This is a genomic window from Fuerstiella marisgermanici (assembly GCF_001983935.1).
Classification (GTDB): Bacteria; Planctomycetota; Planctomycetia; order Planctomycetales; family Planctomycetaceae; genus Fuerstiella; species Fuerstiella marisgermanici.
In genome coordinates, this window is the sequence record NZ_CP017641.1 from 6,774,146 (window position 1) to 6,790,879 (window position 16,734).

At 55.4% G+C, this 16,734-nt stretch carries 13 protein-coding genes; 9 read left to right on the forward strand and 4 right to left on the reverse strand.

Features of this window, described 5'->3' with window-relative positions; genetic code table 11:
* Positions 1 to 299 precede the first annotated feature (299 nt).
* On the forward strand, positions 300 to 1,262 hold the full coding sequence (locus Fuma_RS25450) for a DUF1559 domain-containing protein (protein WP_077028550.1): 963 nt from the start codon (positions 300 to 302) through the stop codon (positions 1,260 to 1,262).
* Positions 1,263 to 1,317: 55 nt separating this feature from the next.
* A complete protein-coding gene (locus Fuma_RS25455; protein WP_083732325.1) occupies positions 1,318 to 1,773 on the forward strand; it encodes a hypothetical protein in 456 nt (151 codons plus the stop codon).
* An 84-nt stretch (positions 1,774 to 1,857) separates the two neighbouring features.
* On the opposite strand, the gene Fuma_RS25460 is transcribed toward Fuma_RS25455, so the two are convergent.
* Complete coding sequence (locus Fuma_RS25460) at positions 1,858 to 3,141, reverse strand: DUF1552 domain-containing protein (RefSeq protein WP_077026596.1); 1,284 nt, start codon at positions 3,139 to 3,141, stop codon at positions 1,858 to 1,860.
* Between the two features lie 170 nt (positions 3,142 to 3,311).
* Between Fuma_RS25460 and Fuma_RS25465 the strand changes: the two genes are divergently transcribed.
* On the forward strand, positions 3,312 to 3,848 hold the full coding sequence (locus Fuma_RS25465; protein WP_145944375.1) for a MarR family winged helix-turn-helix transcriptional regulator: 537 nt from the start codon (positions 3,312 to 3,314) through the stop codon (positions 3,846 to 3,848).
* A gap of 60 nt (positions 3,849 to 3,908) precedes the next feature.
* On the opposite strand, the gene Fuma_RS25470 is transcribed toward Fuma_RS25465, so the two are convergent.
* The 3 genes from Fuma_RS25470 to ectA form a co-directional block, all read right to left on the reverse strand.
* On the reverse strand, positions 3,909 to 4,301 hold the full coding sequence (locus tag Fuma_RS25470) for an ectoine synthase (protein ID WP_077026597.1): 393 nt from the start codon (positions 4,299 to 4,301) through the stop codon (positions 3,909 to 3,911).
* 49 nt (positions 4,302 to 4,350) lie between these two features.
* Complete coding sequence (gene ectB / locus Fuma_RS25475) at positions 4,351 to 5,613, reverse strand: diaminobutyrate--2-oxoglutarate transaminase (protein WP_077026598.1); 1,263 nt, start codon at positions 5,611 to 5,613, stop codon at positions 4,351 to 4,353.
* Between the two features lie 166 nt (positions 5,614 to 5,779).
* Positions 5,780 to 6,322: a diaminobutyrate acetyltransferase gene (gene ectA, locus Fuma_RS25480; RefSeq protein WP_077026599.1), complete on the reverse strand. Its 543-nt coding sequence runs from the start codon at positions 6,320 to 6,322 to the stop codon at positions 5,780 to 5,782.
* Positions 6,323 to 6,521: 199 nt separating this feature from the next.
* On the opposite strand from ectA, the gene Fuma_RS25485 reads away from it, so the two are divergent.
* The 6 genes from Fuma_RS25485 to Fuma_RS25510 all read left to right on the forward strand — a co-directional run bounded on the left by Fuma_RS25485 (position 6,522) and on the right by Fuma_RS25510 (position 15,875).
* On the forward strand, positions 6,522 to 7,988 hold the full coding sequence (locus Fuma_RS25485) for a sodium/proline symporter (RefSeq protein ID WP_077026600.1): 1,467 nt from the start codon (positions 6,522 to 6,524) through the stop codon (positions 7,986 to 7,988).
* A 9-nt stretch (positions 7,989 to 7,997) separates the two neighbouring features.
* Positions 7,998 to 8,609: a MarC family protein gene (locus Fuma_RS25490; RefSeq protein WP_077026601.1), complete on the forward strand. Its 612-nt coding sequence runs from the start codon at positions 7,998 to 8,000 to the stop codon at positions 8,607 to 8,609.
* A gap of 319 nt (positions 8,610 to 8,928) precedes the next feature.
* Positions 8,929 to 9,990 carry a polysaccharide biosynthesis/export family protein gene (locus tag Fuma_RS25495; protein WP_145944376.1) on the forward strand — a complete coding sequence of 354 codons (1,062 nt, stop codon included), beginning with the start codon at positions 8,929 to 8,931 and terminating at the stop codon, positions 9,988 to 9,990.
* A gap of 5 nt (positions 9,991 to 9,995) precedes the next feature.
* Positions 9,996 to 12,269 carry a GumC family protein gene (locus Fuma_RS25500; protein WP_077026603.1) on the forward strand — a complete coding sequence of 758 codons (2,274 nt, stop codon included), beginning with the start codon at positions 9,996 to 9,998 and terminating at the stop codon, positions 12,267 to 12,269.
* 4 nt (positions 12,270 to 12,273) lie between these two features.
* Positions 12,274 to 14,964, forward strand: coding sequence for an O-antigen ligase family protein (locus tag Fuma_RS25505; protein ID WP_145944377.1), 2,691 nt, complete (start codon positions 12,274 to 12,276; stop codon positions 14,962 to 14,964).
* Between the two features lie 92 nt (positions 14,965 to 15,056).
* Complete coding sequence (locus Fuma_RS25510) at positions 15,057 to 15,875, forward strand: sugar transferase (RefSeq protein WP_257787803.1); 819 nt, start codon at positions 15,057 to 15,059, stop codon at positions 15,873 to 15,875.
* The last annotated feature ends 859 nt before the right edge of the window (positions 15,876 to 16,734 follow it).

A 16,734-nucleotide genomic window follows, 5' to 3' on the forward strand; every position in this document is an offset into this window, starting at 1 on the left:
GCCGGCACCTACACAAGTCGCAGTGTCTCTCGGGGAGTCCAGATTGCTCATAACCTTCTGCGATGGCGCAGTGCGAAGGCCGCCCCATTCCGTGGAATCATGGTCTGATCGTCGCCATTCCGGCCGTAAGGGAGATTCGGTGACTCACACGCCTTGCTCAATTTTCGGCCACACTTGCTGCTTGTCGCAGCGAACTGCCGTGGGTAGACTCGTAAAAGCTGTGCTGGCGGAATTCGGCCTATGTGCGTTCGCACTTGTGAATGCGAAGGCCGATTGTCAGCAGCTTGAAGGGGACCGTCATGAACTCTGCCGTTCTTCGCCCTAAGATGCACAGACGTCGCGGGTTCACGATCATTGAACTTGTCGTCGTGATCTCCGTTATTGCTGTGCTGGTTTCGTTGTTGGTTCCCGCCGTGCAGCAGGCTCGTGAATCATCGCGGCGGACGAAGTGCCAGAACAATCTCAGGCAGGTCGGCATCGCCATTCACGGCTTTCATGGCACCCGTAAGTTTCTTCCGCCGTCGCGGAACTATGATCATTTCACGACCTGGGCGTTTCTGATCCTGCCGCACCTGGAACAGTTCAACCTGTTCGAATCGTGGGACCCGGAGTTGAAGTATTACTATCAGCCGGATGAAGCTCGGCTAACAAACGTGCCGATGTACTTGTGCCCGTCGCGACGTACCGGCCCGATTCTCAGCACGCAATACGACGATATTCAGTCTCCGTATGAAACCAGCCCGCACGTGCCGGGCGTCGTCAGCGATTACGCCTGTTCCGCGGGCTACGGGCCGCCAGGCGTGTGGAACTGGGTCACGTCGAACGGAGCCATGATCATGGGCAAGGCGACGACGGATCCGCCCACCGTGCCCGACGGAAACTTCGCTCCGCCGAATGCACGACTTAAGACATGGACAAGTCGCACGCGCTTGAGGAATCTTAAAGACGGAACGTCCAATACTATTTTGGTGGGCGAAAAACACGTCCGCCCATCGCGCTACGGGATCGCTCACGAAGACGGAAGCATTTACAACGGCGACCATCCCGGCAGTTTTTCACGCTGCGGAGGACCGGGCTATCCGATCGCGAGAACTCCCACGTCGCGCTTCAACAACAACTTCGGCAGCAGCCATCTGGGGGTCTGCAATTTTCTGTTCGCCGATGGCGCGGCGACATCGATCAACGTAGAAGTCTCGACGGATGTCCTGGGCCGTTTGACGGCACGCAACGATGGCAAAGTCGTCACGCGAGATTCTTACTGACGTGGGCAGGGGCCCCGCAACGTATTCAAACGACCGTCTGGAAACCTGATTGCCCATGAACAAGTTTTGTTCAATCCGAAGTCATCTGCGACGGCTGATCCCGCTGGTGCTGCTGAGCGTGTTGGTCGGGTGTGGCAGTGATCGGCAGATGGCGAAGGTGACGGGAACCGTGAAGTTTCCGGACGGAACGCCGGTGACGAGCGGTACGGTCGAATTCGAAACAGTCGACCAGAAGCCGCCAGTGACTGCGACGGGAGAAATCAACGAAGCCGGCGAGTTTAAGCTTGGCACATGGATGCCTGATGACGGTGTGCTGATTGGAAAGCATCGAGCGGTCGTGGTGGCTGATTTCGAAATCGGCACCGGAGCTGAGCGACCGAATCTCATTCCTCAGTCCAAGGTCCACAGCAAGTACCGCGAATTCGAAACTTCAGGACTCGAATTCACGATCGAAGAAGATGACATGGACCTTCAAATCGTGGTCGATCCCGCTCAGCTCGCAAATAAGTAGCGACGAAGGTTTAGATGAGAAACCGCGTGCTCGCACGTTGGCATTCGTACCCTTGGGCGATTCATCCTAGCTGAAAGGACCTACCTATGCCACGTCCAGCCCGGTCAGAGTTCCGGTGCTCATACCAAAGCGATCCGTTTCAACGCCGAATTGCTGCAGCATCGAAACAAACAGGTTGCTGAGCGGAATTCGCTTGCGAGAGTCTTCAGGGAATTGCTTGAGTTCGCCATGCCGGAATCCGCCGCCGGCGAGGATCAATGGCAGGTCGCTGTTTGTGTGAGAGTTCGCGTTGCCCATGCCGCTGCCGAGCAACACCATTGTGCTGTCGAGCAAACTGCCGTCGCTGCCTGGTTCTCGAAGTGACTTTAGCTTCTGAATAAACCGTGCGTACTGTTCGGTTTGATAGCGTTCGACCTGTACGAGTAGATCGAGGTTCTCTTTCAGCTTGCCGTGGTGGGAAAGTGAGTGGTACCCCTTTTGAATTCCCAGGTCTCTGATTGCAAAGCTGCCGCCGATTTCCAACGTTGCGACGCGAGTCGAATCGGTCTGCAACGCCAGCGCGATGAGGTCATAAATCAGGGGAAGGTCTTTTGTCAGTCCCTGATTCTGCGGCTGGTCGAGATCGACCGAAGGTTTGGGGACGTTCTGCCACTGGCGGTCGAGGTTTAACTTTGATTCCACGTCACGCACCGACGAAAAGTATTCTTCCAGCTTTGCGCCGTCTGCTTTGTTAAGCCGCCGCTTCAGTGATTTTGCATCGCTTAGCACGGAGTCCAGAATCGAATGCTGCAAAGCGATTCGGTCGACCGCCTTTTTCTTCGCTGCCGGTCCGTCGTCGATGAACAGTGCCTGAAACAATTCGCGGGGACCGGGCACTGGTGGAACTCGAGTGCCAGTGCGCGTCCAGCTCATCTGACATCCACCATGGACGCCATCGTCTGATCCAATCGCTAGTGAGGGAAATCGCGTTTTCGAACCGACGAATTCGGCCGCTCGTTGATCAAGGCTGATTCCTCCGTCGGGCATGCTCTTCGCGTCGGCTGATTTCACTCCGGTCAGAAAGGCGTGGATCGCAAAGTGTCCGCCTTTCAGGCCGTGGTCGAGATGCGACAGAATCGTGAAGTCTTCGCGGTGCGCTGCCAGCGGTTCCAGCAGCGGCGTGATCTCGAAATCGCGACCAGATGTCGTTGGCCAAAATGCTTCCGGGTACATTCCAAATTCGTTGCCGATGCATACCATGCGCATCGGCGGCGTCTGTTCCTTCGCCGCAGTAGCGCCTCCTCGTGCGAGCGATTCCAGCGTCGGGAGCGCGAGCAGCACTCCGGACGACTGCAGAAAGCGACGACGATGTGTTTCAAAGCGGTGCATAGGTGGTTCCTGAAACGAACTGCGGCTAACCTGCTTACGATACCGTGGCGTGTCGCGGGCGGAAAGACAAATGAGATCTCGATGGCTGCCTATTCAAAAACTCTGCCTGGCCTGAAGTCGGACATCACCCCGATTTCCCATTGGAAGACATTCACAGAGGTGACGAACGCATGAGCCAGGAAGAATCGATCGGGTTTCAGATCCTGCGTTCCATTCGCCGCATCATCCGACGAACGTCCGAACATTCGCGCAGTGTCGGGCGACATGGCGGAGTCAGTGTGCCTCAAATGCTGTGCATGAAGGCAATCTCTGAGTTTCCCGACAACGCAGAAGTGACCGTGGCGATGGTCGCCGAAACCGTGCAGCTGTCCGCACCGACGGTGTCACGGATTCTGGACCGCCTGGAAAAAAACGGCTACGCCCTGCGCGAACGAAAAAGCAGCGACCGTCGTAAGGTCTGCATCTCATTGACCGAAGACGGCTGGAAGCGGATCGAAAACCTGCCCGCTCCGCTGCATGAACAGTTTCTGCAGCGGCTGGAAACGCTCGATCCGTTGGAACGGCTGGGCCTGCAAAAAGCGCTCGAACGCATCGTGGAGCTGATGGACGCCGAAGGCATTGATGCGTCGCCGATGCTGACACCGGAGCTGGAAATGGACAACGGCCTTGCGGCTGATCCGCAGAAAGACCAGACGTCGATTGAGTAAATTGCGGGCTCAACGCCTTGTTTGCCCGAACAGCAGGTTGTTCGGGCTTAGGCGAACGATTTACGAATCCGTCAGCAGTGGATACACGCCGTTTTCGTCATGAGTCTCCGGTCCTACCAGCGGCGGATTGAAGACGCAGATCATTCGCATCTGCGTGTCAGCAATCAGCAAGTGCTTTTCGTTTTCGCTTAAGGCATACATCGTGCCTGCTTCGATTTCGTGGACTTCACCGTCGTGGGTGAGATCTTTGATGCGGCCTTTACCTTCGATGCAGTACACCGCTTCCAGGTGGTTCTGGTAGTGGATGGGCGTTTCGGTGCCAGCGAAGATCAGGGTGTCGTGTAGTGAAAAGCCCATGCCGTCGCCGCTTAACAGGAAGCGGCGGCTGGCCCAGGTGTCGGCTTTCTGTTCGCGGTCGGTGTCGACCAGGTCGGCTAATTTTCGAATGATCATTTCTCAGGTCTTCTGGTGTGAGTGTAGGGATTGAAACGGGGTGACAGGTCTAACCCGCTTCGACAAAATCCTTGCACATCACTTCCTTAACGCTGGCGGCCATGATTTCCAGTCCGCGTGTGAGTTCGTCGTCGGAAATCGTCAGGGGTGGCAGCGCCTTCAAGACTTCGCCCTTTGGCCCGGCGGTTTCGATAATCAGGCCCTGCTGAAACGCTTTCTTGGAAATTTGCGAAGCGGCTTTCGCGTTTTCAAACTGCATTCCCGTGATCATGCCTCGGCCACGCACTTCCGCATCACATTCGGAGGCCAGGTCCAGCATGACGTCTCGAATGCGCTTAGCATCGGTATTCACTTTGCGGGTCAACCGGTCGTCACTCCAGAACTCTTCCAACGCGGCCGTCGCGGTGACGAATGCCGGGTTGTGTCCTCGAAACGTGCCGTTGTGTTCGCCAGGATTGAAGATGTCCAGTTCCGGCTTCATCAACGTCAAAGCCATCGGCAGCCCGTAGCCTGACAACGACTTCGACAGACAGACGATGTCTGGTTCCAGTCCATAAGTTTCGAAACTGAAGAACGGTCCCGTTCGTCCACAGCCAACCTGAATGTCGTCAACGATCAACAGCACGTCGTACTGAGCGGCCAGCTGGGCTAATTGTTGCAGCCATGTGCGAGTTGCGACGTTGACTCCTCCTTCGGCCTGCACCGTTTCCAGAATAAATGCCGCAGGCAGGTCCATTCCGCTGCTGGAATCTTCCAGAAAGCGTTCCAGGGCACCAATCGTGTCGGCTTCGCTGCCGAGGTAATCGCAGTATGGCATATGGCTGACATTGCCCAGCGGAACGCCCGCGCCAGCTCGCTTGCCGCTGTTTCCGGTGAGCGCCAGAGCTCCCAAAGTCATGCCATGGAAGCCGTTGGTAAACGATACAACGTTGTGTCGTTGAGTCACTTTTCGTGCCAGCTTCAACGCGGCTTCGACGGCGTTTGTACCTGTCGGGCCGGTAAACATCATCTTGTAGTCAAAGCCGCGCGGCTTCAGTATGAGTCGGTCGAAGGTTTCCAGAAACTTCTTCTTAGCTACCGTCGACATGTCCAGTGCGTGGACCACCCCGTCGTTCATGAGGTAGTCGATCAGATGCTGCTTCAAAGCGGGTGGGTTGTGCCCGTAGTTCAGAACGCCGGCACCCGCAAAGAAGTCGATAAACTCGTCGCCGTGAATGTCGGTCAGAGTCGCTCCGCGAGCTGTCGCGAATGTCGTTGGGAAATCGCGGCAGTAACCGCGTACGTTGCTTTCGAGGCGTTCGAATGTGTCCATGGATGTGGTCCTAATGTTCTTCCGTGAAGTGAATAAGAGAATCTTGGAAACCCAGGTCGACGGTTGGTTGCTGTCAGAAGCACGCTGGACAGAAAACTGTCGGTTTGGGTGGGCAGGACGGCAGCACGCCGTCGCAAATGTTCAACGAGAAAGGATGGCACTCCGATCAGAATGCACCGGGATTCATGCAGGACGCCTGTGACAACGGGCCAATCCGGATGACCGGCTCGGCCTCATGATCGCCAGGCGGGAAGTCTGATTCTGCGAAGCCAGACGCTTCGGTCAGCTGTGTGTCGAAGGTTGTCGCCAACGCCTGGAACAATCGCCGTGAAGCTGTGTTCGACGGTGCGATGGTCGCGTCAACATATTCCGGGAACTCATCACCGTTGCAGCGGCGGACAAGATCCGTCAGCAGCCTCAGACCAAGCCCCTGTCCCTGAGCGGCTGGAGCGACTGCGATTTGCCAAACGAAAAGCACGTGGGGCCGATCCGGAGGACGGTAGCCAATGACGAAGCCAACGACTTCGCCATCCGATTCGGCGACAAGACAGGTGCGAGCAAAGTCTCGGCACATCAGCAAATAGAGGTAGCTCGAATTCCGGTCGAGAACGCCGGATTCGTTGACAATTCGCCAGATAGACGCCGCGTCCTCCACAGACGGCGGGCGTAATCGCAATTGAGATGTCGTGGACACCTTGATGTCTGTCATGTTCCTTTTCGCGGACCCTCGCCTTGACGCAGTAACTGTTTGCGTATGAAATAGTTAGCATTGCAACTATTGCTGTGGCAAGATTACGCAATTCCTAAGTCACGTCAACCTCCAATCGGTGGATTCTTGATCGTCGCTTGTTCGCCAGCTGACCTTAAATGTTGATTTGCAAAGGTGTTACGGCACCCCGGAACAATTTATGAATACTGTAGCTGTGAGCTTTTTGGCGTTTCTGGCCATCTTTGTAGGCATCGGAATCGCGTCCGTCTTAAAGCGAAGAGACACTCCCGACGACTATTTGATTGCAGGGCGAAGCGTGCCTCCTTGGCTGGCCGCATTGTCGGCCGTGGCCACCAATAACAGTGGATTCATGTTTATCGGGCAGATCGCGTACGCCTACCGGGTGGGCATCGAGGCCGTGTGGATGATGGTAGGTTGGGTGGTGGGCGACTTTGTGGCTTGGCTGCTCGTGCATCCCAAAGTGCGTCGTGAATCCGAAAACATCAACGTCAATACGGTTCCCGCACTCATGGGCACCCGGTCCTATGGGACTCAGCGAGTCGTGACGGTGATGGCGGGGCTGTTGACGTTCATTCTGCTGGGCGTGTACGCGGCCGCTCAGCTTAAGGCGGGAAGCACGGCCTTGCAGACCTTGTTCGGCTGGGATCCGAAGGTAGGCGTCATCATTGGAGCCGTCATCGTGGTGGTGTATTGCTTTTCCGGCGGAATTCGGGCGTCTATCTGGACCGACGCCGCTCAATCGATCGTGATGTTGCTTGCGATGGCGACGTTGCTGGTTTTTGCTGGCCGCGAAGTTGGCGGTCCAACGGCCATGCTGGCTAATCTGCGTGATCAGGATCCGACGCTCGTGCGTTGGTTTCCGGCCGATCTGAAGTTTGGTTTCGGGATGTATCTGCTGGGCATGGTGTTTGGCGGATTCGGAGCGATCGGTCAGCCACACATTTTGGTTCGCTTTATGGCCATCCGGTCCGTTGACGAAGTCCGTCGTGCTCGAATGATTTACTTCATGTGGTTTATCCCATTCTTCATTGGCAGCATCGCGGTCGGATTGTATTCACGAGCGATCATGCCGGACCTGTTGACGATTCCGCTAACCCAGGGCTTGACGGAATCTGCAGCCACGGAACTTGCGATGCCGGAACTCGCGAGACGCCTACTACCGGACGTATTGATCGGATTGACGCTGGCTGGCCTGTTTTCTGCCACGATGTCGACGGCAGATTCTCAGATTCTGGTCTGTTCTGGCGCGATCACTCAGGACATCAATCCTCGGTGGAAGGACTCTTACATCGCCTCTAAACTGGCGACTCTGGCTGTCGCTGCCCTGGCGTTAAGTATCGCATTGTTCGCAGGGCAGGGCGTGTTCGCTTTGGTGCTGATCGCGTGGTCAGCGCTGGGAGCTGGCCTTGGCCCGGCTTTGTTGCTGCGACTATTTCACGTGCGTCTGTCGACGCTGACTGTGGTTTTGATGATGACGGCCGGTGTCGGCACCGTTATCGGCTGGACGATGGCTGGTTACGACGGCGACATCTTCAAACTGTTTCCCGGCATGCTGGCTTCGTTTGCGATGTGGCCTGTTGGCGAGTTTCTTGCAAGAACGATGCAGCAGGCTGAGCAACCCTCGGCTGCGAGCGAGACTAATTAGAATCCCTCCATGTCCGAATTCCTTTCTTCGTTCGCCTTGTTATTTGTCCTGTTAAACCCTTTTCTGGTAATCATTTACCTCGTCGACGTGGTGGAAAAGCTGGAGCGCTCGAACTTCAATCGAGTGCTCTGGCGAGCTGGATTGATCGCCGGAGTCGTGTTCTGCAGTTTTGGTGTACTGGGTGACGCGATCTTCTCGAATATCGTGCCGGCTCAGTTTGCTTCGTTTCAGATATTTGGCGGTGTCGTTTTTCTGCTGATCGGCGTGCAGTTCGTTTTCCGTGGCCCAACCGCCATTGAATTGCTGCGAGGTGAATCCGAACACCTTGCCGGAGCCATAGCGATGCCCGTGTTGATCGGGCCTGGCACAATTAGCGCGAGCGTCATCGTTGGCGAACGGCATGACCCTTTGACCGCGTGTGCTGCGATTTTTGCGGCAGTGGCGGCGTCTGTGGCGCTGATGCTGGTCCTCAAGTTCGCTCACGACTACGTGCGTCCCCGTAATGCGGCATTGATCGACCGCTATATCGAAATCACGGGCCGAGTGGCGTCGCTGTACGTGGGAACTGTGTCTGTAGAAATGATCATGCAGGGCGTGCGATCATGGGCTGAGCTGTTCTAAGGCTGACTATCAGCCCCGGCAGAGGCCCGCATCGGCAAAATTTGCCGGAAGTCGAAAGCGGCAATTCCTGCCGGTTCGGATTTTCGAGTGGCAAAAGCTGCCCAGATGGGCTTTCAGGCTGCGATTTTCAGTCTTTGACGCCGCTGAAAATGCACAGAACTGCCGGAATACTCTCACGGCGAATCCGCGTAGTCGTCTATACCTACGCCCCAAGGGGACTTCGCACTTTGCGGTCCACTCATGACCGGTTCGGCCCGCGACTTCGGAAACGGGCCACCTGAATTTGGCAGAATACGGACAAAAGGAATTGTCGCCGAAGATGATTGAAACGAGGCTTTACCTTGTCGTCGTCGCCTGTGCCATTTCCGGCTGTGCCCAGACGCAATATCGAGCATCCGAACTGCCACGTAAGTACGCCGCTCGTTCAGTTCGCGACTATTCGACGGTCGATCTCACGCCGTATGCCCGCCAGGTAGCCAATCAGGACGCGATCCGGCCAGGCGATCGCCTGCAGGTTACGTTGGACACGGGCACGCTGCAGGAGAATTCGGAGCACGTCTGGAAGGTCAGTATTGACGATTCCGGAGCAACCTCATTGCCGAATATCGGGCCTGTAAAGCTGGCCGGCCTCACGAATACGGAAGCGGAGCGATCCATTGTTAAGACTAGTCTGGAACGTGACGTCTTCCTGACCCCAACGGTGGAAGTGAAAGTCGCTCAACGACGCGAACGAATCATCCTGGTTTCCGGAGCTGTCGAAGAGCCGGGCCCGGTGAAGATTTTGGATGACGACGTCAGTCTTGCCGACGTGATCGTGCAGGCGGGTGGAATCACAAGCGAGGCGTCGGGGACCATTACGATCAGCTCTTCGCCGGACTCAGACACGGCACCCGCCGCGCCATTAGTTCCTAACGCGGTACTTCCCGTCGGGCAAAAGACTGTACAAGCAACAGTCATCAGTCTGGAGACAGCGTCGAAGGCTGAACTGGCAGAAACAAAGCTGGGAGAAGGCTCTGTGGTACATGTCGAAGCAACCACTCCTCGACCAATTAAGGTCGTTGGCGTAATTAAGAACCAAGTGGTCGAAGTGCCCTCCGGGCAGAACGTTCGTCTTTTAGATGCCGTGACTCAGGCGGGCGGCCAAACGTATTCGAATTGGATATCGGACCGTGTCACGATCACTCGCCACGTTCCCGGTAGCGATGAAACGATCCGTATTAAGGGCTCGATTCGCAAGGCGCGAGCGGACAGCGCAGAGAACATTCTGCTGGCGCCATATGACATTATCACAGTGGAAGAAAACTTGATGACCTTCACGCTCTCGACATTGAGCGGGCTGTTCGGGGCAGGTGCCAACGCGGCACGAATCGGAGCTTACTAGCCGACATGGATCCGTACACACTAGAACAACTCGATTCTACTGAACCACAGGGCTTTCACGCTCTGTTGCGGTTTCTACGAGTCGTCAACCGACACCGTATGATCCTTGTGGGCCTGGTCGCGGCCGCCGCTTTCCTGGCCGTCGTACGTCACAAGCAGATTCCCAAGCAGTATGAATCCACGGCTCGACTGATGGTTCGCCAGGTTTCGGCTGACCCCAAATCGCAATCGAATAGCGCGACGGAAGGCCTGCTGGCTAGCTATCGCCAGTTGCTTTTAAGTGATCGCGTGTTGACGGATACCGTCAAAGAACTGAAGAGTTTGCCGCCCGAACTGGCAGCTGAGCCGGACCGGACCGTTTGGCCCATACGGTTGCGGGAAATGCTGGTGGTCACATTCGAAACTGATGAATACGTTTTGGAAATAAAGTGCCGTTCGACGTCTCCGGAATCGACCGTGAACGTGATAGAGGGGCTGTCTGTGGCATCCGGCAAGTTCATGGACGAATATCAGAAAGACTTGTCCGTCGAACTGATGAAGCAACTGGAACGCAAAGGCGAGACCGTTCTGAAGGGGCTGCTGGCGAAAGAAAATGAACTTCTTGAAGCACGTCAAAATTGCGGTGATATCGCACTTAGCAAAGAATCCGAAGATTCGCATCCACTCGTTCAACGTGTCAGCCACCTAAATGAAAATCTGACGACAGTGCAGAGTCGAAGGTTGCAACTGGAAGCGACCCTGGTGTCGGCTCGCGAACTTGTGGCGACAAATTCTGATCTGACCTCCGCTCTTAAGAAGCTGGAAGAGATTGTTGGTGAAGATGTCCTCGAACGCATTCCAGGAGCCGGCGCGACTGATCCGAAGGCCATTGAGGAGCTACGTGCAAAGGTCGCGCTGCTGGAAACGGAACTCAATGGCTTGCGACGCCATTTTGGCAGCGGCCATTCGGACATCATTCGACGCGAGCAGCAACTGGTTGGACAGAAACAACGGCTGGCGAACATGCAGCTGCAGTTGGGTGAAAACGTCAATGTGGGCGTGCGCGACCCGCAGGTCGGTCAGTGGCTGATCAAGCAGATTGAGGCCGAAGTCCAGGCCACTCGGCAATATGAACAATCGCTGAAGCACGAGTACAGTGTGGTGGAGGCGGACGCTTTGGAATTGAGCGGCAAGCTGGCCGGAATTCAGGTAGCCGAACGTGAAGTGGAAACACTGCGGGAATTGCATTCGTCATTGCTAAAACGACTAAATTCAATCAATCCGGACCATGGTAGCGGAGCATTCAAAGTCGCGCCGCTAAGCGACCCGAGAATCCCGAAGTTTGCCGTGTATCCGGTGCTAACTAACACCTTGGTGATGTTCTGTGTTGCGGCGGTCGCTTTGGCGTTGGGAGTGATCTACGTGATCGACCTCATGGACGATCGGCTGCGGTCGCCGGAAGAAGTTCGAGATGAACTGGGGCTGAATGTGTTAGGAATCATTCGGAAACTACCTCAGCATGAAGTCGACCAGGCCCGAATCTACGTCAATGACTTCCCTCAGACTACTCACGCCGAATGTTTCCGCACGCTGAAAACGTCCATCACGCTGTCGCCGATGGACACCAAGTGCATCGCAATCACCAGCACAGAAGCCAGCGAAGGTAAGACGACAACCACCGTTAACCTTGCCGCTTCGTACGCTCAAACAGGGCAGCGCACATTGCTAATCGATGCCGATATGCGGCGGCCAGGTTTGTCGCGGCTGCTGGAAATCAGAGGCAACGGTGGGCTGTCCGAAGTTCTTCGAGCGGACAGCGATATTCCGCAAATGTGCAAGGAACGAGTCGTGCAGACGGAAGTTCCGCTGCTGGAAGTTCTGCCATGTGGCCCACGAATTCTGAATGCGGGCATGCTACTGTCGATGCCGGCACTTGCCGACATTCTGGATTGGGCTGTTTCAGAATATGATCAAGTCATTGTCGACTGTCCGCCAACTCTGCCAGTGAGCGACGCGGCGATCGTCGGACGATATGTGGACAGCATGTTGTTCCTGATGAACCCGGATAAAACGCACCGCCGCAGCGTCGCTCGAGCCGTCGATCAGCTTCGATCGATGGGGCTGAAGATTGTTGGCATCGTGGCTAACACTAGTCTGAGTGAAGACACAAGCAGCTACGGCTACCAATACGGCTACGGTTACGGAAATGACTACGGCTACGGGCACGACGACGAAGAAGATGATCTGGACAGCGTCGATTTTCCGCCACCACCGTCGTCTGATTTAGGCAAGGTTGCTTGATGTCATGAGTGCCTTCACCGAATCTATCGCAGCGCCGAAGCCACGGCGACAGACTCCAAAACATCAACGAGGTACAACACGCCGGCGAACGTCTGCACCGTCCGTCGCCAGCGAACAATCAGCTTTGGTGGCTCGCCTGGATCAACTGGGCGACGGATGCGTGGTTGTCGCTGTCTTAGTCGTTCCAATGATGTCGGCATGCCTGCAGGATCTGGGCAACGCCATTTTTGTCGCCTGTAGCCTTCTGCTTGGGGTGAGCTGGGCGGTGCCGCAGATCGTGGCTCCGCGTCAAGGCAGTGCAGCGTCGGGGGCTGAATTCATTGTGTTCGCAGCTATCGCCGTTGTATGTCTGCAACTGGTTCCGCTGTCAGGCGCAACTTTGAAGGCTTTTTCGCCATTTGCTGACGACTACCTTTTTTTATGGGGAAGTGAACGCGGCCGCGTGCTGGGAGGCCACTCATGGAACACGCTATCTATCACACCATCGTTGACGCGGTCTGGACTAGTTCTGTTGATCGCTTACGCCGTGTTCTTTTTGGTGCTGGTTCAGAAGCTGACGAGTGCGGAACGAGTTGATCAACTGATTAGGCTGGTCGCGGTCGCTGCTGCTGTGATGGCGGTCATTGGTATCGCTCAGCGATTCGCGGGCAACGGGTTGTTCTTGTGGATGTTTGAGCACCCATTTCGTGCGGCAGACTTTCCCGTAAAGGCGGCGTTTTCGAATCAGAATCATTTTGCTCATTTCGTATCCCTGGGTGTCGGGCCGCTTATTTGGTGTTGGCATCAAAGCAATTTAAGTCAGCAGTCTGCGTTCACCGGCAAACAACAACAAACGTCTGTGACACTTCGACGCAGTGAAACGACTCGAAACGCAGCTTTAGTCGCCATTGCCATTGTCAGTCTGGCCGTCTTTCTAACGAACTCGCGGGGCGGCATTCTTGTCTTCCTGCTGGCCAGCGGGGTTGCCGCCAGTGTCGCCGGATTGAATCTGAGGATGCTTATGAAGCTGATCATCCCAGCGCTTTTGTTTGCCGGGCTGGGAATCCTGGCCTACGGAACAGACGGCCTCGAACATAAGTGGAATACGATTACTCGGGCTCAATCGCTCCACGACTTGTCGCAAGGCAGATTCGCATTGTGGGCGTCGCTGGTCGAAGCGATTCCTCACTTTTGGAAGCTGGGATCCGGAGTTGGTTCTCACGCGGAAGTCTATCCCACCTGGTTAGCTGAAGACTTTGGCGTCCGTTTCTCTCACGCAGAATCCGGCTATCTTCAAATTCTACTGGAAACAGGCGTCGCGGGTCTGACGTTGGTCGCCGCGGCAATCGGCCTATGCATGTATTGGATCATCGGTACATTTCGTCGTAGTCAGGGCACGGCGCGGTCACGATCGTTAATTTTAGTCGCCGGGTTGGTGGCCAGCGTTGCGCATTCGCTAGTGGACTTTGTTTGGTACATCCCCGGTTGCATGCTGGTCACAATCGTCCTGATGGCGGCGTTGTGTCGCAACTTTCAATTGTCCGATACGTCGAGTTCTCAGGGCGGTGAAAGTCGCTGGCCACAAGCTTTGGCGTGGGGCCTGGTGTTGTGCATGTTGCCCGTTGGAAACCTTTCTGCCGACGTCGCGGTGCGCGACGCCGCATCTGAAGATGATTGGAATCTCTATCGCAAATTTGCCATTCACGCGAACGATAATGTCGCAGCAGACTCACCCGAATCGCTGAATGAACGGTTGGATGTGATCATTCAACATCTGGAAAACTGTCTGGCCGCGGATCCCCAGGACTATCGTTCGGCGTCCAATCTGGCCGCCATGTATCTGCGACGTTTCGAGCGACAGCAGGAAACAGGCAGCAACCGGATGAGTATTCGTGAGATTCGAAACACAGTTCAAACGGTGGGCTTTGAATCGGCTCGCGAAATCGCAGAATGGCTGAATCGCGCCTTCGGCCCGCGATCCGCCGATCTGTATCGTGCTCTGACGACTGCCCGAAAAGCGGTCCGAGGCCAGCCAATGCGTGGCGAAAACTATCTGATTCTGGCTCAGGTTGGGTTTCTTGCGGGGCTGTCGGAAAATGAGGAAGAGCATCTGGTCGCTCAGGCGATTCGGCTAAGGCCTCACAGCGCAGGGGTGCTGTTCGTTTCCGGCTTGTTTCTGATCGATAAGGGCGACATCGAAGGTGCTATTGAGAAGTGGCGAACTGCCTTTCTCCAGGATGCCCACATCCGATCACTCATCATCAGCAGTCTCGTCCCCAACCTAAGTGCCACGGAAATACTTGAGAAGTTGTCACCCGATCACACTGGGTTGCAGTCACTGTTTACAGCCTACGCCGCTGATAAAAGAACGGATGATCAACAGACGGTGGCGGCATGGTACGCACAGAACTTCGAACGAATGCTGCAAGATCCAAATGTCAGTCGCGACCGAAACTTCTGGTTGCAAGGTCATCAGATGCTGAAGTTTAATGGCCACGAGAAGCTCGCACTTTATTGCTTGAGTCAGGCTGCTCAGGCTGCTCCGCACGACTTCGCGTTGCGGCGGAGTCTGGGCCTGGAATTATTCAGGCACGAACAATTTGACGACGCGTTGCGGGAACTAAAGTGGTGTCGACTGAAGACTCCTGACGATACGAAAATCAACGAAGCCATCAAACAGATTAGCAACAAGCACCGCTCACGAGGTGAATCATGAGCGTCCGCAGAGCCGCCTTAGTAATTTCCCCACCAGCTGGACAACAGACGCCGAAGCTCCGACTTGTGAGCGCTGATGATGGCGCGCCCACCATGGACTTCGGCAGCCACGGGCATTTTGCGCCTGTGCAACAGCCAGAAGCACGGGATGGCGAAAGGCAGCATTTTTTCGCCCTGAACACCAGGCGGGGCCGAGTTCTGAAGCGGCTGCTTGATCTGTCCTTAGCGATACCTGTTGTTGTGTTTTCACTTCCGGTGCTGTGCCTTGTTGTTAAGATCGGGCAACTGTTTCAGTCATCAGGGCCGCTGTTCTATTGCCAGACTCGTTGCGGACGTGAAGGACGTGAGTTCACGATTATTAAGTTCCGCACGATGGATCTTCCTCCAGCTGGTCGCACCGATTTAGAAGAAAACCCGGGGGCTCGAATTTACCCACTCGGGAAAATTCTACGTCGTTCGAAGCTGGACGAAATTCCACAGTTTATCAACGTGCTGCTTGGTTCGATGAGCGTCGTCGGTCCGCGGCCGCACCACTTCGATGACTGTCGAAAGTTCGAGAAGATGGTCGGCGACTATTCGCTGCGAACTGTCACCAAGCCGGGCATCACCGGACTGGCTCAGTACACCGAATACCGAGGCGACTTTGAATGGAACAGTGTTGAAAATCGGGTCGCCAAAGATCTGGCGTATATCCACAACTGGACGATGGTTCTGGATCTGCTGCTGATCTTGAAGACAGCAGCCATCGTATGCCGCGCTGTCATCGGTGGGGTGCTGCGACGCATGGGGATTTCGTCCTCGCGTGCGAAGTTGTCACCTGCGACACTCAAGATTAACGCGGCTCATGCTAAAGCCGACGACATGGAGCAAACTGTAATTTACGGTCAGGAAACTCAGCGACGAGCCGCGTAAATTTTGACTCTCCGAAAACTGGCAGTCACGAACTGCGACTCAAGCGGACTCCGTGTCGAACTTGACACTCAACACCATTCAGCCGGACTGATGTTGATATCCACTCAGCGCGATCCAGCGGTTGCTGCACTACCGAGCTTGCGGCAGACACAGAATTGCCCCGCAGAACGGCCGAGGGCATGATCTCGCCAAGCGTCACGGTGTACACGATCGGCCGCTTCAGGAGTTGCCGCAGACCAGCCAATTCCGCCAAACGCCACATTCTTACACTGCCGCCTACACGTCACGTCGCACCAAGCAAGCTTTCACGTTGTGCGACCTTTTCTGAGCCTTGTTCGGCTTCTTTCTTGCGCGAATTTTCTTGGCTACGCGACGTGGATCGCCCCTTCAGACGATGGCTGCTGCAGATTGCGGTGATCTGCCCGGATCATGGCAAATTCCGTTTGAAGATTTGAGCATCCCCAAAACTCGCTATCTCGCAGGCTGAAGAATCGGTCTAGCATTGATTCTGAAAAATGGAGTAGCTTTCCGCCGTTCAGAAAATTCAATGGCCGAAAACCACCGGTTTTCAACGCTCCTAACGATGACACGACTGGCAAATACGTGTCACCGAAGGGAACGAAGTCCGCGCAAACCACCTAAGTTAAACACGAATTCGCGAAATTGCTGTCAGCCGCAAAGCCGCAAATTCTGTTCCCCGAACGATTCTATTGGCCCGACACTGAAGCAACCGGTTAGCTTTCGACGGAACTGTGTAACTCACTGGCGTTTGAACACGATGTTCATGTCCTCTTCGGGGAACCGGATGCGGTGAAGAAGAAAGCTGGCGTGATGGACCAATTTGGAACTTGGAACGGAG